Source organism: Kitasatospora viridis (assembly GCF_007829815.1).
Lineage (GTDB): Bacteria > Actinomycetota > Actinomycetes > Streptomycetales > Streptomycetaceae > Kitasatospora > Kitasatospora viridis.
In genome coordinates, this window is sequence record NZ_VIWT01000001.1 from 2112786 (window position 1) to 2134590 (window position 21805).

General features: G+C 74.7%; 20 protein-coding genes. 11 read left to right on the top strand and 9 right to left on the bottom strand.

Translation table 11 applies throughout. The annotated features are described in order from the left end of the window. Positions 1 to 21 precede the first annotated feature (21 nt). Positions 22 to 372 carry an MGMT family protein gene (locus tag FHX73_RS09260; protein ID WP_145904537.1) on the bottom strand — a complete coding sequence of 117 codons (351 nt, stop codon included), beginning with the start codon at positions 370 to 372 and terminating at the stop codon, positions 22 to 24. 133 nt (positions 373 to 505) lie between these two features. Between FHX73_RS09260 and FHX73_RS09265 the strand changes: the two genes are divergently transcribed. Then, positions 506 to 3157, top strand: coding sequence for a lysylphosphatidylglycerol synthase transmembrane domain-containing protein (locus FHX73_RS09265; RefSeq protein WP_145904538.1), 2652 nt, complete (start codon positions 506 to 508; stop codon positions 3155 to 3157). 94 nt (positions 3158 to 3251) lie between these two features. Here FHX73_RS09265 and moeZ read toward each other — a convergent pair whose 3' ends face one another. The 4 genes from moeZ to FHX73_RS09285 form a co-directional block, all read right to left on the bottom strand. Beyond that, a complete protein-coding gene (moeZ, locus tag FHX73_RS09270; RefSeq protein ID WP_145904539.1) occupies positions 3252 to 4430 on the bottom strand; it encodes an adenylyltransferase/sulfurtransferase MoeZ in 1179 nt (392 codons plus the stop codon). A gap of 155 nt (positions 4431 to 4585) precedes the next feature. Beyond that, a complete protein-coding gene (locus tag FHX73_RS09275; RefSeq protein ID WP_145904540.1) occupies positions 4586 to 5533 on the bottom strand; it encodes an NAD-dependent epimerase/dehydratase family protein in 948 nt (315 codons plus the stop codon). Positions 5534 to 5597: 64 nt separating this feature from the next. Next, a complete protein-coding gene (locus FHX73_RS09280) occupies positions 5598 to 6491 on the bottom strand; it encodes a hypothetical protein (RefSeq protein WP_145904541.1) in 894 nt (297 codons plus the stop codon). Beyond that, positions 6491 to 8020, bottom strand: coding sequence for a DUF3492 domain-containing protein (locus tag FHX73_RS09285; protein ID WP_145904542.1), 1530 nt, complete (start codon positions 8018 to 8020; stop codon positions 6491 to 6493). The genes FHX73_RS09280 and FHX73_RS09285 overlap by 1 nt, the downstream gene beginning before the upstream one ends. 873 nt (positions 8021 to 8893) lie before the next feature. Between FHX73_RS09285 and FHX73_RS09290 the strand changes: the two genes are divergently transcribed. The 3 genes from FHX73_RS09290 (at position 8894) to FHX73_RS09300 (ending at position 10397) form a co-directional block, all read left to right on the top strand. After that, a complete protein-coding gene (locus FHX73_RS09290) occupies positions 8894 to 9550 on the top strand; it encodes a TetR/AcrR family transcriptional regulator (RefSeq protein ID WP_145904543.1) in 657 nt (218 codons plus the stop codon). Positions 9551 to 9691: 141 nt separating this feature from the next. Continuing rightward, a complete protein-coding gene (locus tag FHX73_RS09295; protein WP_145904544.1) occupies positions 9692 to 9919 on the top strand; it encodes a DUF3107 domain-containing protein in 228 nt (75 codons plus the stop codon). Between the two features lie 181 nt (positions 9920 to 10100). Next, positions 10101 to 10397: a hypothetical protein gene (locus FHX73_RS09300; RefSeq protein WP_145904545.1), complete on the top strand. Its 297-nt coding sequence runs from the start codon at positions 10101 to 10103 to the stop codon at positions 10395 to 10397. A gap of 36 nt (positions 10398 to 10433) precedes the next feature. On the opposite strand, the gene FHX73_RS09305 is transcribed toward FHX73_RS09300, so the two are convergent. Beyond that, positions 10434 to 11156: a ferritin-like fold-containing protein gene (locus tag FHX73_RS09305; RefSeq protein ID WP_145904546.1), complete on the bottom strand. Its 723-nt coding sequence runs from the start codon at positions 11154 to 11156 to the stop codon at positions 10434 to 10436. A 625-nt stretch (positions 11157 to 11781) separates the two neighbouring features. On the opposite strand from FHX73_RS09305, the gene FHX73_RS09310 reads away from it, so the two are divergent. The 5 genes from FHX73_RS09310 to FHX73_RS09325 all read left to right on the top strand — a co-directional run bounded on the left by FHX73_RS09310 (position 11782) and on the right by FHX73_RS09325 (position 17454). Beyond that, complete coding sequence (locus FHX73_RS09310) at positions 11782 to 14163, top strand: DEAD/DEAH box helicase (protein WP_145908171.1); 2382 nt, start codon at positions 11782 to 11784, stop codon at positions 14161 to 14163. A 156-nt stretch (positions 14164 to 14319) separates the two neighbouring features. Beyond that, on the top strand, positions 14320 to 15180 hold the full coding sequence (locus FHX73_RS09315; protein WP_145904547.1) for an alpha/beta fold hydrolase: 861 nt from the start codon (positions 14320 to 14322) through the stop codon (positions 15178 to 15180). 347 nt (positions 15181 to 15527) lie between these two features. Further along, a complete protein-coding gene (locus FHX73_RS44560; protein WP_170304877.1) occupies positions 15528 to 15674 on the top strand; it encodes a hypothetical protein in 147 nt (48 codons plus the stop codon). Positions 15675 to 15903: 229 nt separating this feature from the next. Then, positions 15904 to 16542: a DUF6758 family protein gene (locus FHX73_RS09320; protein ID WP_145904548.1), complete on the top strand. Its 639-nt coding sequence runs from the start codon at positions 15904 to 15906 to the stop codon at positions 16540 to 16542. Positions 16543 to 16593: 51 nt separating this feature from the next. Then, complete coding sequence (locus FHX73_RS09325; protein ID WP_145904549.1) at positions 16594 to 17454, top strand: PHP domain-containing protein; 861 nt, start codon at positions 16594 to 16596, stop codon at positions 17452 to 17454. Positions 17455 to 17480: 26 nt separating this feature from the next. Here FHX73_RS09325 and FHX73_RS09330 read toward each other — a convergent pair whose 3' ends face one another. The 3 genes from FHX73_RS09330 to FHX73_RS09340 form a co-directional block, all read right to left on the bottom strand. Continuing rightward, complete coding sequence (locus FHX73_RS09330; protein WP_145904550.1) at positions 17481 to 18128, bottom strand: suppressor of fused domain protein; 648 nt, start codon at positions 18126 to 18128, stop codon at positions 17481 to 17483. Between the two features lie 26 nt (positions 18129 to 18154). Beyond that, positions 18155 to 19078: a DMT family transporter gene (locus FHX73_RS09335; protein ID WP_145904551.1), complete on the bottom strand. Its 924-nt coding sequence runs from the start codon at positions 19076 to 19078 to the stop codon at positions 18155 to 18157. Positions 19079 to 19209: 131 nt separating this feature from the next. Further along, positions 19210 to 19767, bottom strand: a complete 558-nt coding sequence (locus tag FHX73_RS09340) for a pyridoxamine 5'-phosphate oxidase family protein (protein ID WP_145904552.1) — start codon at positions 19765 to 19767, stop codon at positions 19210 to 19212. A 77-nt stretch (positions 19768 to 19844) separates the two neighbouring features. Between FHX73_RS09340 and FHX73_RS09345 the strand changes: the two genes are divergently transcribed. Both FHX73_RS09345 and FHX73_RS09350 read left to right on the top strand, forming a co-directional pair. Further along, positions 19845 to 21146 carry a magnesium transporter MgtE N-terminal domain-containing protein gene (locus FHX73_RS09345; protein ID WP_145904553.1) on the top strand — a complete coding sequence of 434 codons (1302 nt, stop codon included), beginning with the start codon at positions 19845 to 19847 and terminating at the stop codon, positions 21144 to 21146. Continuing rightward, on the top strand, positions 21136 to 21777 hold the full coding sequence (locus tag FHX73_RS09350; RefSeq protein WP_145904554.1) for a DUF1003 domain-containing protein: 642 nt from the start codon (positions 21136 to 21138) through the stop codon (positions 21775 to 21777). Before FHX73_RS09345 ends, FHX73_RS09350 begins: the two co-directional genes overlap by 11 nt. Positions 21778 to 21805: the final 28 nt, after the last annotated feature.

The following is a 21805-nucleotide window of genomic DNA, read 5'->3' on the forward strand; positions in this document are numbered from 1 at the left end:
CTGGGGCTCGGCGGACGGGCCTCAGCCGCCGTCCCACCGCGCCCGCCGCATGTCCAGCCGGTACTGCTCGGCGCCCTCCTTGAGCGGCGTGCCCTCGGCCCGGTAGGCGGCCAGCGCCCGGTGCTCGTGGCCGGGCAGCAGCGTGCCGTCCGCCCGCACCACCCGCCACCAGGCCACCGCGCTCCCGTAGAGCGCCAGCACCCGGCCGACCTGCCGGGGCCCGCCCTCGCCGAGGAACTCCGCGACGTCGCCGTACGTCATCACCCGGCCCGGGGGGATACGGTCGATCACGTCGAGCACCAGCTCTGCGAACGGGGGCAGGTCGGCGGCACTGCCCGTGCTGTTGTCCGTCATTCGGGCATTGTTGCCCATCCGGCGCAGTCGGCGGCCCCCTGCGGGGTATTCGCCGCGCCCGGCCCTGCCCCTGTCCGGCGGCGGGGAGCCCGGCATGCCACCATCTTCCAGGCGGTGAGTGGTGATACGAGGACAAGACCAGATGACCGGGATGGCTGACGTGGATGTGGATCAGGGCTCCGCCGAGCCCACCCCCGCACCCGCTCCCGCCGAGGAGCCCAAGGTGTCGCTGGTCAAGGAGCCGAGACCGGCCCGGCCGGCCGCGCCCGCAGCGGCCCCGGTCGTCCCGTCCGGCCCGGAGAACTCCGGTCCGGAGAAGGACGACGACGAGGACGGCGAGCACCTCGCGGTCGACGAGCCGCTGCTGGCCGCCCGCGCGCACCGCCCCTCCGACCTGATCCGCTTCGTGGCCGGTCTGATCGGCATCATCGCGCTCTTCGTGATCGCGAACATCGCCACCTCGACCACCAGCGGCATCGAGACGGACATCCAGACCAACATCAAGCACGTCACGCCCTGGCTGACCACCCTGGGCAGCCTGGTCTCCAGCGTGGCGGTGCTGGCCGTGCCGGTCGCCTTCGCGGTCGAGCGGCTGATCAAGCGCGACGGCCTGCGGGTGGCCGACGGGGTGCTCTCCGCGGTGCTCGCCTACGGCGTCTCGCTGGGCGTGGACTGGTGGGTGGCCGAGGGCGCCTCGCAGGCGATCCGCGGCGCCTTCACCAGGATGCACGCCAACGGCGGCCCGCTGACCGAGCCGGTGCACGGCTACCTGGCGCCGGTGATCGCCTTCATGACCGCCGTCGGCATGGTCAGCCGCCCGCGCTGGCGGGTGGCGCTCTGGCTGGTGGTGCTGCTCAGCGGCTTCACCGAACTGATCAGCGGCTACACCACCCCGCTCTCGCTGCTGCTGACCGTGGCGATCGGCTGGTCGGTGGCCTACGGCACGCTGTACACGATCGGCTCGCCGAACATCCGGCCCACCGGGCAGCACCTGATGCTCGGCCTGCGCCGGGTCGGCTTCACCCCCCGCTACGCCCACCGGGCCGCCGACGCGCCCGGCGGCACCCGCCGCTACGTGGTCAACCAGCAGGACGGCCCGGCGCTGGACGTCCACATCATCGACCGCGAGCAGCAGGCCTCCGGCTTCTTCTACCGGGCCTGGCGGCGGCTGCGGCTGCGCACCGTGGCGATCCGGCGCAGCCCGCAGTCGCTGCGCCAGGCGCTGGAGCAGGAGGCGCTGATCGCCTACGCGGCCACCGCCGCCGGCGCCGACGCCCCGCAGCTGGTGGCGACCTCCGAGCTGGGCCCGGACGCGGCCATCCTGGTCTACCAGAAGGTCGAGGGCCGCACCCTGGACGAGCTCCCGGACGAGGAGATCACCGACGAGGTGATGGCCTCGTTCTGGGCCTCGATCGGCGCGCTGCACGACCGCCGGATCGCGCACCGCCGGCTGACCGGCGAATCACTGCTGGTGGTGGACGGCAAGCGGGGCGTGCTGGTCAACCTCTCCGGCGGCGACATCGCGGCCGGCGACCTGACGCTGCGGATCGACGTGGCCCAGCTGCTCACCACCTTCGCGCTTCGGATCGGCCCGGAGCGCGCGGTGGCGGTGGCCAACCGGGTGCTCGGGCGGGACCGGGTGGCGGCCGCGCTGCCGCTGCTGCAGCCGGTCGGGCTGAGCCGGCAGACCCGGGCCGACCTGGGCAAGCAGACGAAGGAGCGCCGGGCGGCCGCGCAGGCGCTGGCGCTGGAGCAGGTGGCGGCCGGCGAGAAGAGCCGGGAGCAGGCCGAGGAGGACATCGCGGCGGCCCGCGAGGACCTGCTCAGCCGGATCCGGCAGCAGATCCTGGAGATCGCCCCGGAGGCCCCGGAGGCGCCCGCCAAGCTGGAGCGGCTGAAGCCGAAGACCCTGATCACCGTGGTGGCGGGGGCCTTCGCCGCCTACCTGGCGGTCACCACCATCCAGCCCGGCCAGCTGAAGCTCTCCCAGATGAACTGGGCCTGGGCGGCGGTGGCGCTGGCCTGCTCGGCCGTCACCTACGGCGCCGCCGCGATGAGCCTGACCGGTTTCGTGCCGGAGAAGCTGCCGTTCGGCCGGACCGTGGCGGCCCAGCTGGCCAGCTCCTTCGTCAAGCTGGTGGCGCCGGCCGCGATCGGCGGCATCGCGCTGAACACCCGCTACCTGCAGAAGCAGGGCATCCGGCCGGGGCAGGCGGTGGCGAGTGTGGGCGCCTCCCAGCTGGCCGGGCTGGCCGGCCACCTGCTGCTGCTCTTCCTGTTCGGCCTGATCACCGGCAGCCAGGGCAACGGGGACCTGGGCAGCGAGCGGGCGGTGATCATCGGGGTGCTGAGCGCGGCGGTGCTGGCGCTGGTGGTGGCGGCGGTCGGGCCGCTGCGGCGGTTCGTGCTGACCCGGCTGCGCTCGCTCTTCTTCGGCGTGGTGCCGCGGATGCTCGACCTGATGCAGACGCCGAGCAAGCTGGTCACCGGCTTCGGCGGCATCCTGCTGCTGACCCTGACCTTCACCGCCTGCCTGGACGCCTCGGTGCGGGCCTTCGGCGGCTCGATGAACTACGCGACGGTCGCGGTGATCTTCCTGACCGCCAACGCGGCCGGGTCGGCGGTGCCGACGCCGGGCGGGATCGGCGCGATCGAGGGTGCGCTGATCGTCGCGATGAGCCTCGGGATGCCGGCCGCCACCGCGACCTCGGCGGTCTTCCTCTACCGGGCGCTGACCTTCTGGCTGCCGGTGCTGCCGGGCTGGATCGCCTACACCTACCTGCAACGCAAGGGCGCGATCTGACCCCGTGCCGGCCCCGGGAACGGAACCGCCCCCGCACTGTCAGGAGTGCGGGGGCGGACGTCCGAACCGGTGGGCCGGTGAGCGGGGGCCGGGATCAGTAGACCGGCTTCTCCGGCTCGATCTGGTTCACCCAGCTGATCACGCCGCCGCCGAGGTGCACCGAGTTGGCGAACCCGGCGGCCTTCAGCACGGCCAGCACCTCGGCCGAGCGGACGCCGGTCTTGCAGTGCACGACGATCTTCTTGTCCTGCGGCATCTTCTCGAGCGCGTTCCCCATCAGGAACTCGTTCTTCGGGATGAGCACGGCGCCCGGGATGCTGACGATCTCGTACTCGTTCTGCTCGCGGACGTCGATCAGCAGGATGTCCTCGTCGTTGTCCTGCATCTCCTTGAGCTGCTTCGACGTGATGGTCGAGCCGAGCGCGGCCTCCTGGGCCTCCTCGGAGATCACGCCGCAGAACGCGTCGTAGTCGATCAGCTCGGTGACCGTCGGGTTCTCGCCGCAGAGCGCGCAGTTCGGGTCCTTGCGGACCTTGACCTGGCGGTAGTTCATCTCCAGGGCGTCGTAGATCATCAGCCGGCCGACCAGCGGCTCGCCGACGCCGGCCAGCAGCTTGATCGCCTCGGTCACCTGGATCGAGCCGATCGAGGCGCAGAGCACGCCCAGCACGCCGCCCTCGGCGCAGGACGGGACCATGCCCGGCGGCGGGGCCTCCGGGTAGAGGCAGCGGTAGCAGGGGCCGTGCTCGGCCCAGAAGACGCTGGCCTGGCCGTCGAACCGGTAGATCGAGCCCCAGACGTACGGCTTGCCGAGCAGCACCGCGGCGTCGTTCACCAGGTACCGGGTGGCGAAGTTGTCGGTGCCGTCGACGATCAGGTCGTAGCCGGAGAAGATCTCCATCACGTTGTCGTTGTCGAGCCGCTCGTCGTGCAGGATCACGTCGACGTACGGGTTGATCTCCTTGACCGAGTCCCGCGCGGACTCGCCCTTGGAGCGACCGATGTCGGACTGCCCGTGGATGATCTGGCGCTGCAGGTTGGACTCGTCGACGGTGTCGAACTCGACGATGCCGAGCGTGCCGACGCCGGCCGCGGCCAGGTACATCAGAGCCGGGGAACCGAGGCCGCCGGCGCCCACGCAGAGCACCTTTGCGTTCTTCAACCGCTTCTGCCCGGCCATCCCGACGTCCGGGATGATCAGGTGGCGGGAGTACCGGCGGACCTCGTCGACGGTGAGCTCGTCGGCCGGCTCGACCAGGGGTGGCAGCGACACGGGGACTCCGATGGTCGTCTAATCAGTGGTTCCTTGCTCAACAGTGTCATGCCCGGCCGGTATTCCGAGACAGCTTGTCCGATGGGCGAGACGACCGCCACCGGATGATGGGAATCGCCGCCGGACCGCCGCCCCGCCCGCGGTCCGGCGGGAGCTCAGACCCGGCAGGCGGTCTCCAGCCAGACGTCGGCCAGCGACTCCTCCAACGGGATCTGCGCGCGCCAGCCGAGCCGCTCCCGGGCGGTGCGCACGTCGGCCTGCCGCCAGGGCACCGGCTCGGTGGTCAGCCGGGGCTCGGCCTGGCCGGCGGCGGGCGGTTCGCCCACCGACTGGGCCGGCAGCAGCACCGGCCGGCTCTCCTCGGTCAGCGCGCCCTCGTAACCGGAGGCCCGGACCAGCAGGTCGGCCGCCTCCCGGGCCCGCACCGCGTGGCCGCTGCCGATGTTCACCACGCCGGTGGCCGCCGAGTCCACGGCGGCCCGGACCGCGACCGCGACGTCGCGGACGTCCACGAAGTCCCGGAATGCGGACAGGTCGGGCAGCCGCAGCTGGGACTCGCCGTGCTCCAGCGCCCGCCGCAGGCCCTCGGCCAGCCGCCCGAAGAGCGAGGCGGCGGGCGCACCGGGGCCGACCACGTCGAAGACCCGCAGCACCACCGCGTCCAGCCCGGAGGCCAGCACCAGCTCGGTGCCGGCCAGCTTGGCCACCCCGTACGGGCCGACCGGGCGCGGTTCGGCGCTCTCCGGCACGGCCGAGCCGAACGGCATCGGCCCGTACTCGGCGGCCGAGCCGACGTGCACCAGCCGGGCCGGCTCGCGGCTGCGCCGGATCCCCTCGCAGACCGTCGCCACCGCGAGCGCGTTGGCCCGCACCAGGGCGCGCGGGCTGCCGTAGGTGGCGCCGGCGCAGTTGACCACCACCTGCGGGGCCACCGCGTCCAGGAACCGGGCCAGCGCCCCGGGACTGCCGTCCGCCAGGTCGAACCGGATGTCGGCCGAGTCCCGCCGGCCGAGCACGGTGACCTGCAGGTCGGGGTCCAACAGCAGCCGATCGGCGACCCGGCGGCCCAGATAGCCGCCGGCCCCCAGCAACAGCACCCGCATGGGTGTCCTTCCAACGAGACGAGTAGGGCGAGTAGGGATTGGGAGTACTCCGGGGCCGGCCGGCTCAGGAGTAGGAGGTGGCCTGCCCGGTGGCCGCCCAGGCGGGCGGCAGCAGCACGGCCGCCGCGGCCCCGGCCGCCAGCACGGTCAGCGTGCCGGGCACCGCGGACCAGGCGGCCGGCCGGACCAGCGCGAGCACCAGCCCGACCGCGTCGGCCACCGCGACCCCGGCCAGCGCCAGCCGGGCCCGGCCGAGCCGGCGCAGCACGGCGGCCGCGCCGACCAGCAGGCCGAGCACCGCCTGGCCGTACCACTGGGCCGGGCAGGCCCGCTGCACCACGGCCGGCAGCAGCCCGAGCGCGGCCGACCCGGGGCGCGGTGCCAGCACGGTCAGCACGGCCAGCGCGGCGAAGCTGGTCAGCGCGAGCACCGCCAGGTGCAGGCCGAGCGCGACCGGCAGCACCGGGCGCATCCGGGCCCGGAACTCGGCCAGCGTGACCGACCCGCGGACCTGCACCTTGCCGGTGTGCCGCACCCAGCGGGCCGCCCGGTCGGCCGCACCCGCGGCCGGCCAGGCGGCGAGGGCGAGCGCCAGCGCGGTGCCGAGCGCCCCGGGCGCGGCGGTGAGCAGCGGCAGCAGCAGTGCGCCGAGCAGCCCGGCGCCGGACCCCAGCCGGTACCGCCAGCCGGGCGCCGGGCGGGCCGTGAGGGGCGCGGGCGGCTCGACCGGGCGGCGCGGCACCCGGGCGAACAGCTCCTCGGCCAGCCCGAACACGTCGGCGTGCCGGTACCGCCCGGCCACCGCCGCCCCGATCCCGGCCTCCTCCAGGCCGGCCGCGATCTCCAGCGGGTCCACCGCCCGCTCGCAGAGCACCCGGTGGGCCTCCATCAGCTCCCGCACCGGGTCGGCCGCCCGCCGGCGCCCTAACGCCGCCTCCCGGGGGTCCTGACCGTCCATCAGCTGGTCCTCACCCGGGCGGCGACCGACCGGGGCGGGCCGGCCACCCAGTACTCCGCCGGGCGGGCGAACGGCCGGGGCAGCGTGCCCGGGGCGGGGTCGGCGGCCGGGAAGGCCGGCCACTGCGAGACCACTTCCAGGTAGACGTCCCGGAAGGCGGCGGTCGACGGCTCGACGGCGAACCGCTCCACCGCCCGCTGCCGGCCGGCCCGGCCGAGCCGCTCCCGCCGCTCCCGGTCGCCGAGCAGCGCCAGGCAGGCGCCGGCCAGCGCCGCCGGGTCGCAGGGCGGCACCAGCAGTCCGGCCGGCCCGAGCACCTCGCGGGCCACTCCCACGTCGGTGGCCACCACCGCCCGGCCGCTGAGCATCGCCTCGGCCAGCGGGGCCGGCACCGGCAGGGTGCGGTGCGAGAAGACCGCCACCGTGCCGAGCGCCCAGCGCTCGGCGGCCGGCAGCCGGTCGGCGAACCGCACCGCGCCCCGCTCGCCGACGGTCAGCCCCAGCCGGTCGGCCAGCGCCGCGCAGTGCGCCCGGTGGCCGGGCTGCCCCTCGGGCCCGCAGAACAGCAGCCGGGCCGTCGGCGCCTCGGCCCGCACCCGCGCGAAGGCGTGCAGCATCAGTTCCGGGTCGGCCGCGGGGGTGAGCCGGCCGGCCCAGACCAGGGTGGGCGTCTCCGGCTCCGGTCCGGCGGCGGGCCGGCCGGCCGCCGGCAGGTCGCGGTGCACCACCCGGATCCGCTCCGGGTCGGCCCCGCAGCGCAGCTGCCACTCGCGGTCGTAGCGGCTGCCCGGGGTGAGCAGGGCGGCCTGCCGGTAGGTCTCGGTGGTGAGCTGGCGGAAGAAGGAGAGCAGCAGCGCCCGCACCGGCCAGCGGTAGGGCGCCTGCCGGTAGCCGAGGTACTGCTCGCGCAGGTGCAGGCCGTGCTCGGTGAGCACGAACGGCACCCCGTGCAGCTCCTTGGCGATCAGCGCGGGCAGCGCGGCCGGCCCGCCGCCGACCACGTGGCACAGGTCGACCGCGCCGAGCCCGCCCGGCTGCTCGCCGTACCAGTCGGCGGCCAGCGGGCGCAGGCACTGCTCCAGCAGGTCCCCGGCGACCAGTACGTCGTGCACCAGTGGCTGGCCGGCCGCGGTGTCCGCGCCGGGCGAGCGCCAGGTCCGTTCCAGCACCTGGTGGGCCCGCCCGGAGGCCAGGAAGGCGGGCAGCGCGCCGTCCTGCCGGGCCAGTTCGGCCAGCCGGTGCAGCGCGGGCGCGAAGCCGTCCCGCTCGCCGGGCAGCACCAGCGCGCGGACCAGCTGTTCGTAGGCCCTCGCGTACGGGCGCCGGCGCACCGCCCCGGGCGGCCGCCCGGCCGGGCGCGGCCCGCGCAGCGCGAGCACCCGCTCGCCGGGGCGCGGCTGCTCCGCCGCCGGACCGGCGAGCAGCAGGAACCGCTCGAACTCGTGCTCCGGCAGACCGGCGGCCAGCCGGTCGGGCCAGCCCGCCCCGGACCGGGCCCGGGCACCTTCGACCAGCAGGGCAACGCGCACGACGACCTCCAGAGACAGAGCCGGGCAGAGACGGAGCCGGGCAAGGACAGAGCCGGGCAGAGACGGGGCCGGGGAGAACCGGACCGGAACAGCGGGCACCAGACGCACGGGAGGACCCTCGCCGACGATCCCGACCGGACCGCCCCGGACTCAACCGCCCCCGCCACCCCACGCGAGGCTGGGGGGACTCGGCGGCCTGGACACCGTCACGGACCGCTCGCACCCCACCGGGCCTCCCCCAGCCTTCGGGCTGGCCCGCTCCTGCTCCCCTCGGCACCGCCCGCGGCGGGCGCCCCCACATCTGTTCGGTCCGACACCCACGAAGGTAGAGCGGAATCCGGCGGTACATCGCTCACCTGCGCTCATGCCACCTGAACGAGTGAATGCCCGTAACGTCCGCGCCGCCCCGGCGTTGCCGCCGCTGCCCCAGGCTCAGCTGACGCCCGGTCACCCGGTGCACTCGGGTGCTCCGCCATCGCCGTGCGGGGGCAGCCTCGCCGCGGACGGTGCCGGCCGGCAGCTCGGTCCGGTTGTCCGCCGAGCCGCCGGGTCCGTGCACGAAGAGTGGCCCCAGCGGTCGGGCCGGTCACCGGGAGCACCGCGCCCGGCACCTCGACGGCCCGGGCGCCGCAGCCGCCCGCGGGTCGGTGCCGCTGCCCTGCCCGGGCCCGTTCCCGCTGCTCAGCACCGATGGGAGAAGATGGTAGTGAGACTCTGGCGCCGCAGGGGGGATCGCGCCGTATTGTGGGCTCCCGACAACCAGAGAGCTGCGGTTTTCCCGATCGGGCCGAGCGCGCATTCGGGTTACCCAAAAGTAGAATCAGCCGCCCAGCCATCGACCGTGTGACCATCGACCGTGAAGTGAGGAGCGCCGTGACGGCCATCCAGGAGGCCCAGGACCGCCCGCGCGGCGCCCGGCTGCCGCGTAGCGCCCGACGCGAGCAGCTGCTCGGTGCCGCGCAGGAGGTGTTCGTCGCCCAGGGCTACCACGCCGCGGCGATGGACGACATCGCCGAGCGCGCCGGGGTCAGCAAGCCCGTGCTCTACCAGCACTTCCCCGGGAAGCTGGAGCTCTACCTGGCGCTGCTGGACAAGCACTGCGACTCCCTGGTCGAGTCCACCCGGCAGGCGCTGGACGCCACCACGGACAACAAGCAGCGGGTCGCCGCGACCATGCAGGCCTACTTCGACTACGTGGCCTCCGAGTCCGGCTCGTTCCGGCTGGTCTTCGAGTCGGACCTGACCAACGAGCCGGCCGTGCGGGAGCGGGTCGAGCGCGCCTCCGACATGACCGCGACCCTGGTCAGCAAGGTGATCGCGGAGGACACCGACCTGCCGGAGGCGGAGGCCAAGCTGCTCGCGGCCGGGGTCTGCGGCCTGGCCCAGATCACCGCCCGCTACTGGCTCTCGCAGGGCGCCGCGATCCCGCGCGAGGAGGCGGTGCGGCTGGTCGCCTCGCTGGCCTGGCGCGGCCTCAAGGGCTTCCCGATGCACCCGGGCATGGAGTCCTCGGCTTCCGCCGACAGCTGAGCCCGCTCCGCTGACAGCTGATCAGCCCCGGTCCGCCGGATCCGTGATCTAAGGTGAAGCCGTACGGCGCGGTCGCCCCGGTCCGGTGGACGGCGGGCACCGCCGCGCATCACTGGCTGCAACCCCGGAGGGACGGAAGCCGTGGAGGTCAAGATCGGCGTGCAGAACGCGCCCCGAGAGATCGTCATCGAGAGCTCGCAGACCGCTGATGAGGTCGAGAACGCCGTGGCCAAGGCCCTGGACGGCACGTCGAAGCTCTTCTCGCTGACGGACGAGCACGGCCGCCGCATCCTGGTCCCGGCCGACCGCCTGGCCTACGTCGAGATCGGCGAGCAGGCCATCCGCAAGGTGGGCTTCGGCACCATCTGAGCGCGGACCCGCACGACGCCGCTGCCCGCCGCTCCTCCCGGAGCGGCGGGCAGCGGCGTTCCGCGTCCCCGGGCGGGCGGCGGTCCGGTGAACGGGCAGGCATGGATCCCGGACCGCCCGGGTATGGGTCGCGCACCGCGGATCCCCGCCGCGGTCGAACTCCGCTCCCCCGGAGGCCACCGTGCCGCTGCCCGTCGAAGCCGTCCTGTTCGCCGTGATCGGCCTGCTGGCCGGGTTCGGCGCACTGGCCCTGCGGCCCGAGTACTTCCCGAAGGGCCGCGGCCTGGTGATCGGCACCGGGCTGGTGTCGGCCCTGCTCAGCGGCCTGGTGATCCGGTTCGTGCTGTCCGGCGCCGACCTGCCGGCCACCTTGCTGCTGACCGTGCTCGCCACCGGCCTGCTCACCTCCGTGCCGGCCCGCCCCGACCTGGCCACCGCCCGCCGGGGCGGTCACCACCGGCGCCGGCACGCGGCCTGACGGACCGTCGCCCGGGCGGCCCGGTGACGGGCGGGGTCAGGAGGACAGGCCCAGCGCGCTCATCCGCTTGGTGTGCGCCTCGGTGATCCGGTTGAACATCTTGCCGACCTCGACCAGGTCGAAGCCGCGCACCTGGGCGCCGCCGACCAGCAGGTTGGAGAGCGCGTCCCGCTCGGCCACCACCCGCTGGGCCTGGCCGAGCGCCTCGCCCATCAGCCGCCGGCCCCAGAGCGCCAGCCGCCCGCCCACCCGCGGCTCCTGCTCGATCGCCTGGCGCACCTTGTCCACGGCGAACTGCGCGTGGCCGGTGTCGCTCATCACCCGGAGCACCAGGTCACGGGTGTCGTCGTCCAGCCGGACCGCCACCTCGCGGTAGAAGTCCGTCGCGATGGAGTCGCCGACGAAGGCCTTGACCAGGCCCTCCAGCCAGTCCGAGGGAGCGGTCACCCGGTGGAAGCTCTCCAGCGGCTCGACGAACGGGGTCATCGCCTCGGTCGGGTCGGCGCCGATCTCGACCAGCCGGTCGTGCAGCAGCTGGTAGTGCTGGAACTCGGCCGAGGCCATCCGGGCCAGCGCCGCCTTGTCGGCCAGGCCGGGGGCCAGCTTGGCGTCGTCGGCCAGCCGCTCGAAGGCGCTCAGCTCGCCGTAGGCCAGCGCGCCCAGCAGGTCGAGCACCGCCGCGCGGTAGCCGGGGTCCGCCGCGCAGGTCGCCCAGTCTCCGATCGAGCCGACCTGGCCGGCCCCGCCTTGAGTCTCCATGGACCGTCACTCTAGACCGCCCCGGGCGGGGTTCCGGCCGTGCTCAGCGGGCATGTCAGGGACGTCACGTGTTCGAGTCGGCCGCAAACGGTACAGTGGTACAGGGACTCGTATACCCGCACGGTTCACAGACCGCGCGGGTTCGCTTCGTCCGGACCCGCTCCGGAGTGGCGCCCGGGTCCCGCGTACGCGGATGCCCGGTCGGAGAGCCGATCGGCTCCGACCTTGGCTTGGACCTCAAGCCAGGCACCGCATCAGTGGCCGAGCGAGGGCCGCCGCGGACCGCGCCGCAGGGCGCCGGTCCCGCGCCGGACTCCTCATGGGACCTCTCCCCCACGCCACGGGACGCCGCCGCCCAGCCAGGGCCGGCGCCCGCGCGCAGCAGGGACCGGCGCGGTCGTGCACGACCTCGCAGTTCGCGCAAGGAGCCTTGACGGCTTCGAACGCGGCAGCGTGGCTGCCCGCCGCCGCCCTCTCGCTCTCGGCCCGCCCACACGGAAGAGGCAGCACCCTGTCCACCACGACTGAACCCACGAAGACGACCTTCCGCGAGCTCGGCATCCTCCCGGAGACCGCCGAGGCCCTCGAAGCGGTCGGCATCGTCCACCCGTTCCCGATCCAGGAGATGACCCTCCCGGTCGCGCTGACCGGGCACGACGTCATCGGCCAGGCCAAGACCGGCACCGGCAAGACCCTCGGCTTCGGCCTGCCGCTGATCGAGCGGGCCGTGGTCCGTGCCGACGTGGAGGCCGGCCGGGCCACCGAGGAGCAGCTCTCCGACAGCCCGCAGGCGCTGATCGTGGTGCCGACCCGCGAGCTGTGCACCCAGGTGACCAACGACCTGCAGACCGCCGGCAAGGTCCGCGACGTGCGGGTGCTCGCCGTCTACGGCGGCCGGGCCTACGAGCCGCAGGTGGAGGCGCTCAAGCAGGGCGTCGACATCGTGGTCGGCACCCCCGGCCGACTGCTCGACCTGGCCGGCCAGCGCAAGCTCGACCTCTCCAAGGTCCGCGCGCTGGTGCTGGACGAGGCCGACGAGATGCTCGACCTGGGCTTCCTGCCCGACGTCGAGAAGATCATCACCATGCTGCCGGCCAAGCGGCAGACCCTGCTCTTCTCGGCCACCATGCCGGGACAGGTGATCAGCCTGGCCCGCCGCTACATGAGCCAGCCGACCCACATCCGGGCCGCCGCGCCGGACGACACCGGCCACACCGTCGCCTCGGTCGATCAGCACATCTTCCGCGCCCACTCGCTCGACAAGGTCGAGATGCTGGCCCGCCTGCTGCAGGCCGAGGGCCGCGGGCTGGCGATGATCTTCTGCCGGACCAAGCGGACCGCCGCCGACGTGGCCGACCAGCTGACCCAGCGCGGCTTCGCGGCCGGCGCCGTGCACGGCGACCTCGGCCAGGGCGCCCGCGAGCAGGCGCTGCGCGCCTTCCGCAACGGCAAGGTGGACGTGCTGGTCTGCACCGACGTCGCCGCCCGCGGCATCGACGTCGAGGGCGTCACCCACGTCGTCAACTACCAGTGCCCCGAGGATGAGAAGACCTACCTGCACCGGATCGGCCGGACCGGCCGGGCCGGCGCCTCGGGCACCGCGGTCACCCTGGTCGACTGGGACGACATCCCGCGCTGGCAGCTCATCAACAAGGCGCTGGAACTGCCGTTCAACGAGCCGGAGGAGACCTACTCGACCTCCCCGCACTTCTACGAGCTGCTGAAGATCACGCCCGGCACCAAGGGCGTGCTGCCGCGCTCCGAGCGGACCCGGGCCGGCCTGGGCGCCGAGGAGATCGAGGACCTGGGCGAGACCGGCGGGCGCGGTGCGCGCGGCCGGGGCGACCGGGACCGGGATCGCGATCGGGACCGCGACCGTGGTCGCGGCCGGGGTCGCGGCGAGCGCGACGCCCGTCCCGAGGCGGCCGCCGCCGAGCGGCCCGCCGAGGAGCGGCCGGCCCGCACCCGCAACCGCCGCCGCACCCGCGGCGGGGCCACCGTGGACGGCGCGGCGGCCGCTGCCGCGCAGCCGGTGGAGCAGACCACCGCGGCCGCGCCGGTCGCCGGTGCGCCCGCCGCGGGGCAGGGCGAGGGCGGCAGCGCGTCGCGCCGGCGGCGGCGCCGCTCGCGCGGCGGCGCTGCGGCGGCCGCGGGCGCCGAGGCCGCGGTGCGCCAGCCGGTCGAGGCCGTCGAGCCGGTGGCGCCCGTCGCCGCCGAGCCGGTGGCCGTGCTGGAGGCCGTGCCCGTGCTGAGCGTTCCGGAGCAGGCGAGCGCGCCGGCCCAGGAGAGCGCGGTGCCGGCGCCGAAGAAGGCCACCCGGACGCGGACCCGCAAGACCGCGGTGGTCGAGCCGGTCGAGGCGCCGGCCGCCGAGGTCGCCGAGGTCGTCGAGGTCGCTGCGGTCGTCGAGGTCGCCGCGGTCGCGGTCGAGGCGCCGGTGAAGAAGACCGCTGCCAAGCGCACGGTCAAGAAGGCCGAGGCTCCCGCCGAGGAGGCCCCGGTCAAGAAGACCGCTGCCAAGCGCACGGTCAAGAAGGCCGAGGCTCCCACGGAGGAGGCCCCGGTCAAGAAGACCGCTGCCAAGCGCACGGTCAAGAAGGCCGAGGCTCCCACGGAGGAGGCCCCGGTCAAGAAGACGGCCGCCAAGCGCACGGTCAAGAAGGCCGAGGCCCCCGCCGAGGAGGCCCCGGCCAAGAAGACCGCTGCCAAGCGCACGGTCAAGAAGGCCGAGGCCCCCGCCGAGGAGGCCCCGGTCAAGAAGACGGCCGCCAAGCGCACCGTCAAGAAGGCCGAGGCCCCCACCGAGGAGGCCCCGGCCAAGAAGACGGCCGCCAAGCGCACCGTCAAGAAGACCGAGGCCCCCGCCGAGGAAGCCCCGGCCAAGAAGACCGCCGCCAAGCGCACCGTCAAGAAGGCCGAGGCCCCCGCCGAGGAGGCCCCGGCCAAGAAGACGACCCGCCCGCGCAAGACCGCCGCGAAGAAGGCGGTCGCGGAGGGCGAGGCGTAGGCCTGACGGGGCGTCGTCTGACGCATCGTGGGGGCGGGTGGACCGACGGTCCACCCGCCCCCGTCGTTCTTGCGCCCGCCGCCGGACCCGCCTCGTCGGTCCGATTCCGCAGGCCATAGGCTCGTACCGGCCAGTAACACGTCCGAGGAGGACCCCATGAGCACCCCGCCGTTCCTCACCCTGCCGGCCTGCGCCCGGGCCGCGCGGCTGACCACGGCGCGCGGGGAGTTCGCGGTCCTGCGGGCCGAGCCGGCCGGCCGGGTGCGCGGCACGGCGCTGCTGGTGCCCGGCTTCACCGGCAGCAAGGAGGACTTCATCGCCCTCCTGGAGCCGCTGGCCGAGGCGGGCTACCGGACGGTGGCGCTGGACCAGCGCGGCCAGTTCGAGACCGGCGGCCCGGCCGACCGGAGCGCCTACGCGCTGCCCGAGATGGGCCGCGACCTGGCGGCGGTGACCGGGGCGCTGGCCGACGGCGGGCCGCTGCACCTGCTGGCGCACTCCTTCGGCGGCTTCGTGGCCCGCGAGGCGGTGCTGGCCGCGGCCGGCCCGCTGCCCTGGTCCTCGCTCACCCTGCTCTCCACCGGGCCCGGCCCGATCTGCGCGGCCGAGGCGGCCCGCACCAAGATGCTGATGGACGCCCTGGAGGGGCTGGACCTGGAGACCATCTGGCAGATCATGCAGCAGATGGAGGGCGAGGACGCGTCGCGGCACGAGCCGGAGATCGCCGAGTTCCTGCACCGGCGCTGGGTGGCCAACGTCCCGGAGTCGCTGCTGGGGTTCGGCGAGCGGCTGCTCGGCGAGCCGGACCGCACCGCCGAGCTGGCGGCGGTGGCGCTGCCCAAGCTCTACGTCTCGGGCGAGCAGGACTACGCCTGGCCGGTGGAGGAGCAGGAGGCCACCGCCGGGCGGCTGGACGCGGCGTACCACCGGGTGGCCGGCGCCGGCCACTCCCCCAACGCCGAGCGCCCCGCCGAGACCGCCGCCCTGCTGACGGACTTCTGGGGCACGATCGCCTGACGCAGCGCCGGGCCGTGCGCTCCCCTTGGGCCCCCGGCCGGTGGTTCTCCCCACCGGCCGGGGGCCTGACCTTTCGTCAGCTTCCGTGCTCCGGGCGTGCGCCGGTGGAAAACTCGTTAGCCCCGGTAAAAATCGGTGGGACTATTCCATTCAGACCGGGAATGAACCGTCGTCGCCCGAGTGTTGCACCGGGTGCGTCCGCCTGCGACGCACCCCCTTGGCTAGTCACGTAACCGGATCTTCATCGGCGGGCAACCGCCGGGAATCGGCCCACTGTGAGCCTGATGAACGAGGGAGCACCAACCCCCAAAGCCCCGGTGTCACCGGAGCAGAGCGAGGAGAGGCCCATGCGTTTCGAGATTCTCCGACTGGACGACCAGCAGGGCTCGGCCACCGATCGGCTGATCGCCGACGCCGAGACCGTCCGCCGCCTGGTGGAGGCCGCCGCCCGCACCGGCGAGCGCCTCTACATCCGCCCGTTCGAGTCGGCCTGACGCACCTCCCGCCCCGTCACCCGAGCCCGGCCCGGTGACGGGGCGTCAGTGTCCCGGCGTGCGCCCCCTGGTGCGCCCGGCCACGTTTGCCGCCGGGCCCGCCTGGACATCCCCTACCGGGGGCCGCCCGCACACCACGTCCCACGCCGGGGACCCGGCCGTCGACGACGCACTCCGTACGAGTGATCGTCCTTGACGCGGCGGTCCGGAGGGAGGACCGTTGGCTGTCATGAGGGGCGAGCCAAGTTGCCCGAGGTGCGCCGGTCGGGTGCGTGCCCCCGGTCTCTTCTCCGACACCTGGCAGTGCGACACGCACGGCGCCGTGCACCCGATGCAGCCGGTACTGCCCCCGAGTGTGGAGGCCCTGGGGGTGGCGGTGGCCCGCTCCGAGGTGCCCGTCTGGCTGCCCTGGCCGCTCCCGGTGAGCTGGCTCTACACCGGCGTCGCGCACGCCGGCGACGACCTCTCCGGCGCCCGGGCCACCGCCGTGGCCTGCTCCGGTCCGGCCCCGCTCGGCGGGTTCGGCGAACTGGTGCTGGTGGCCGAGGAGCTGGGCGTCGGGCTCGGTGCCCGGTACGCCGGCCTGAAGGGCCCGGACCCGGGCGACGTCATCTCGCTGGACCGCCCCGCCGACACCAAGCTGCTGGCCGCCGGCCGGCCGACCCCGATGTGGCACGTGCCGGACGCCCCGGACGACCGTGCGGTCTACGTCGGCGAGGCCCGCGGCCTGTGGATCTGGGCGATCGCCTGGCCCGAGCAGTCCGCCCTGCTGATGTACGACGAGCTGGTGCTGACCGATCTTCGGGAGGCCGGCGCGGAGTTGGAGTTGCTCCCGTGCGGCGCCCTCTCGCCCCGGCTGCTGGGCTAGGGCCCCGCTATCCTGGGCGGCTCCAGCCCCTCGGCAGTCAGGAGCCAGCCCGTGCGGATCGACCTGCACGCCCACAGCAACGCCTCCGACGGCACCGACTCGCCCACCGAGCTGGTCGCCGCGGCCGTCGCTGCCGGGCTGGACGTGGTGGCGCTGACCGACCACGACACGGTGGCCGGCCACGCCGAGGCGGCGGCCGCGCTGCGCACCGTGCCGGGGGCCGAGGGACTGACCCTGGTGCCGGGCGCCGAACTCTCCTGCCGGGTCGAGGGCGTCAGCATGCACCTGCTGGCCTACCTCTTCGACCCGGCCGAGCCGGCCTTCGCCGCCGAGCGCGAGCTGGTCCGCACCGACCGGTTCCGGCGCGGCCGCGCGGTGGTGGACAAGTGCCGCGAGCTGGGCGCGCCGATCAGCTGGGAGCAGGTGCAGCGGATAGCGGGCGAAGGCTCGGTGGGCCGCCCGCACATCGCCAGCGCGCTGGTCGAGGCCGGCGTGGTGGCCACCGTCTCGGACGCCTTCACCACCGACTGGCTGGCCAACGGCGGCCGGGCCGACGTGCCCAAGCACGAGACCGACCCGTTCGAGGCCGTCCGGCTGGTCCGGGCGGCCGGCGGGGTGCCGGTCTTCGCCCACCCGGGCGCGGTGAAGCGCGGGCGCACGGTGCCCGAGCGGGTGATCGCCGAGCTGGCGGCGGCCGGGCTGGGCGGCCTGGAGGTGGACCACATCGACCACGACGACCCGACCCGGGCCCGGCTGGCCGAGCTGGCCGGGGAGTTGGGGCTGCTCCGCACCGGCTCCAGCGACTACCACGGCAGCCGCAAGACGGTGCGGCTCGGTGCCCACACCACCGACCCGGAGCAGTTCGAGCGGCTGCTCGCCCAGGCGTCCGGAATCAAGCCGGTCGCGGCCTGACCCTGCGTCGGCCCGCGCGCGCCGGATCAGTCCAGCGTGACGCCCCGGCGCTGCGGGTCGCGCAGGTCGGTGCCGCGGGCCAGCCAGCGCTCCTGCAGCTCGGCCGCGCCGTGCACGCGCTTGTGCGCGGCCTCGTTCGGGGTCATCGGCAGCAGCGGCAGGAACCGCACGGCCTCGGCCGGCTCGGGCAGTTCCAGGTCCTCGACGAGCCCGCCGCCCTCGCCGGCCAGCACCGAGGTGAACGGCGCGCCGGGCCACAGCGGCTCGCCCAGGTCCAGCGAGCTGCCGGGCGCCACCACCAGGCCCTCCACCTGCGGGGTGGCGGCCAGCACGGCCAGCGCGCGGAGCACCTGGTCGCGCCCCTCGCGCAGGGTGAGCACCAGCTCGGCGCGCGGGCCGCGGACCGGGTCGACCAGCGCCGCGGTGGGGTCGGCCATCGGGGCGGCGGCCATCCCGAGGGTCGCGTAGCGGACCAGGCCGTCGGCGTCCGGGCCGAACCGGAGCACCTCGATCTTCTCGGTGCCGAGGAAGGTGACGGCGGCGCGGCCGCTCGGCTCGCCGAAGGTGGTCAGCAGCCGGGCCTCGACGGCGGTCAGCACCTCGCCCGGGGTGGGGCCCGACGGGCCGTGCGAAGCCGTCGGGTCGCCGAAGAGCGGGAAGTCGGAGGCAGCCATGGGCCGAGCCTACCCGCCGGTAAAGCTCACTTCCGGCCGCCCCGCACCACCAGCACCAGGCCGGCCAGGATCAGCAGCAGGGCGGGCCAGGCGGCGGCCGGCGGCAGCTGCCCCAGCCAGACGGCGGCGATCAGCGCCGCGCCCGGGGTCTCCAGCAGGATCGCGGTCGAGGTGACGGTCGGGCCCAGGGTGCGCACCACCCGGTTGCTCAGCGAGTGCCCGAGCAGTTGGGCGACCACCATGAGCAGCGCGATCTGGCCCCATACCGAGGGCGGCCAGCCGTTCATCCGGGTGCCGGTGGCCAGGCAGAGCGCCAGCAGCACCACGGCCGTCGTGGTGTAGCAGACCAGTGTGTAGGCGGTGGTGCTGACGGTCCGTCGGACCTCGGCGCCGAGCAGCATGTAGCCGGCGGCGGCCAGGCCGGCGGCCAGCGCGAGCGCGTCGCCGGCCAGCGCCCGGGTGGAGAGCCCGAGGTCCACGCCGGTGAGCACCAGCACCCCGGCGAAGGCCGTGATCATGCCGGTCCGGACCAGCCGCGGCACCCGGTGGCCGGCCAGCCGGAGCAGCATGATGGTCCACAGCGGGGTGGTGGTGACCAGCGCGGTGGCGGAGGCCACCGAGGTCATCCGCAGGCTGGGCATCCAGAGCGCGAAGTGCGCGGCCAGCAGCACGCCGGCGGCCATCGCCAGCAGCACCGGGCGCCGGGTCAGCCCGCGCAGCTCGTCCCGGTGCCGCAGCAGGGCGTAGGGGCCGAGCACGCCGACCGACATGACGTTGCGCCAGCAGGCGATCGCCAGCACCGGCGCCGCGGTGGCGCTGATCAGCGGGGCGGAGGAGGAGATGCCCGCGATCGACACCGCGAGCAGCACCAGGTCGGTGCCGGGCAGCCCGCGCCCCGCCGGTGCGGCGGTCGGGCCGACGGCGGCGGCAGCGGTCCGGGTCTCGGGCACGGTGCTCCTCGGGGGTACTGCTGGTACGGGCCGTACCAAGGTAAGGCCCGTGCTGGCAGTACGGCACTGTCGCCCAGATGTCGGACGCCTGAACTCCCTGGTCCGCGCCCTCCCGGGCGCCTGACGCCCGGTCAGCCCTTGCGGCGCAGGCGGCCCAGCACGAGCTTCGGCAGACCCGCCGGGGCCGGCTGCCGGGTGGTGGCCGCGGTGGGCAGCGGGACGGCCGCGTGCGAGCCGGTCGGCATCGCGCCGGGCCGCTCGGTCGTCCCGCCCACCGGCTCCAGCCGCAGCACCCGGCACTCGGCGGCCCAGCGGTCCGCGATGGTGTCGGTGTCCGGCGCGTTCAGCCGCTTGCCCTTGAGCTCCTCCACCGCGCCCGACCAGCCCTCGCTGCCCGGCTCCAGGGTGCTCACCCGGGCCCGGAAGGCCACCAGCCGGCCCCACTTGTCCTTGCTGCGCACCGTCACCTCGGCCGCGCCGCCGGCCCGCAGGCCGTGCAGCGGCTGCTCGCCGCCGTCGCCGACCAGCACCACCGCGCCGTCGTGCCAGGCGTGCCAGACCGGCCGCGGCGCGGAGTCCGGGCCCTCGGCGCCCTCGGGCCGCACCCACAGCAGGCCGGACTTCTTCACCGCCTCCTCCAGCAGCGCGCGGTCGAAGAACTCGTCGGCAGTCGCGGTGGTCCCGTCCATGCGGCACAGCGTAACGGTCCGGCCCGTTCGATAACCTGGCCCGGACGCCGAACCCGACGCCGACCGGAAGGAAGTCCATGGCAGGTCCCGGAAGCCGGGTCTTCATCTCGCACCTCGCCGGCATCGCGGTCTTCGACCCCAACGGCGACCAGGTCGGCCGGGTGCGCGACGTGGTGGTGGCGCTGCGGATCGGCGCCCGGCCGCCCCGGGTGCTGGGGTTGGTGGTCGAAGTGGTCGGCCGCCGCCGGATCTTCCTGCCGATGACCCGGGTGACCAGCCTGGAGTCCGGCCAGGTGCTGACCACCGGTGTGATCAACATGCGCCGGTTCGAGCAGCGCCCGACCGAGACCCTGGTGCTCGCCGAACTGCTGGACCGCCGGGTCACCGAGACCGCGACCGGCGCCGAGGTCACCGTGCTGGACGTCGCGATGGTCTCCACCCGGCTGCGCGAGTGGGAGATCACCAAGGTCTTCGCGCAGCGCGGCCGACCGGCCCGGCTGCGCAAGTCGCGCGGCGAGACGGTCACCCTGGACTGGTCCGCCGTCACCGGCTTCACCCTCGCCGAGGAGGGCCAGGGCGCGGCCAACCTGCTGGCCACCTTCGAACAGCTGCGCCCGGCCGACCTGGCGAGCATGATGCACCACCTGTCGGCCAAGCGCCGCGCCGAGGTGGCCGCCGCGCTGGACGACGAGCGGCTGGCCGACGTGCTGGAGGAGCTGCCCGAGGACGACCAGGTGGAGATCCTCGGCAAGCTGCAGGACGAGCGGGCCGCCGACGTGCTGGAGGCGATGGACCCGGACGACGCCGCCGACCTGCTCTCCGAACTCCCCGGCGACGAGGCCGAGCGGCTGCTCCAGCTGATGGAGCCGGAGGAGGCCGCCCCGGTGCGCCGCCTGCTCTCCTACGAGGAGGACACCGCCGGCGGCCTGATGACCACCGAGCCGATCATCCTGGAGCCGGACGCCACGGTGGCCGAGGCGCTGGCCCGGGTCCGGGTGCGCGACCACAAGCCGGCGCTGGCCGCCCAGGTCTACGTCTGCCGCCCGCCGAACGAGACCCCCACCGGCAAGTACCTGGGCACGGTGCACTTCCAGCGGCTGCTCCGCGAGCCGCCCTACACCCTGCTCGGCTCGCTGGTGGACGACGACCTGGACCCGCTGCCGGCCGACACCCCGCTGCCGCTGATCACCAGTTACCTGGCGACCTACAACCTGGTCGCGGCCCCCGTCGTGGACGAGGCGGACCACCTGCTGGGCGCCGTCACGGTCGACGACGTCCTGGACCACCTGCTGCCCGACGACTGGCGCGAGGCCGTGCTGCACGGCGGCGAGCAGCACGGCGACGGTGAGCACGAGAGCGAGGCGGAGCATGGAGCCTGACCGCAGGCGCGGCCGGACCGGACGGGACGGCGACGGGGAGGGTCCGCGGCAGCGGATCCAGGGCGAGCTGCGCCAGTTGCGCGAGTCGCGGACCCGCGAGGGCAACCGCCAGCAGCGCACCGAGACGGCGCACGGCACCGCGGTGCGCGCCCGGCTGGACCAGCCCCGCACCGGCAAGCCGTCGCTGTTCAGCCTGCCCGCCTACGACCCGGAGGCCTTCGGCCAGCTCTCCGAACGGATCGCCAGGTTCCTCGGCACCGGCCGGTTCATCGTCTGGATGACGGTGGTGGTGGTCGTCTGGATCGGCTGGAACACCCTGCTGCCCGAGAACGTCCGGTTCGACGACTACCCGTTCATCTTCCTCACCCTGGTGCTCTCGCTGCAGGCCTCCTACGCGGCCCCGCTGATCCTGCTCGCGCAGAACCGCCAGGACGACCGGGACCGGGTCAACATGGAGCAGGACCGGGCCCGCGCCGAGCGCAGCATCGCCGACACCGAGTACCTGACCCGGGAGGTGGCCGCGCTGCGCCAGGGCCTGGGCGAGGTGGCCACCCGGGACTTCGTCCGCTCGGAGTTGCAGAGCCTGCTCAAGGAGCTCGACGAGCGCCGGGAGACGGCCGAACTGCTGTGATCCGCGGCACGCTACCGGCCAGTCAAGC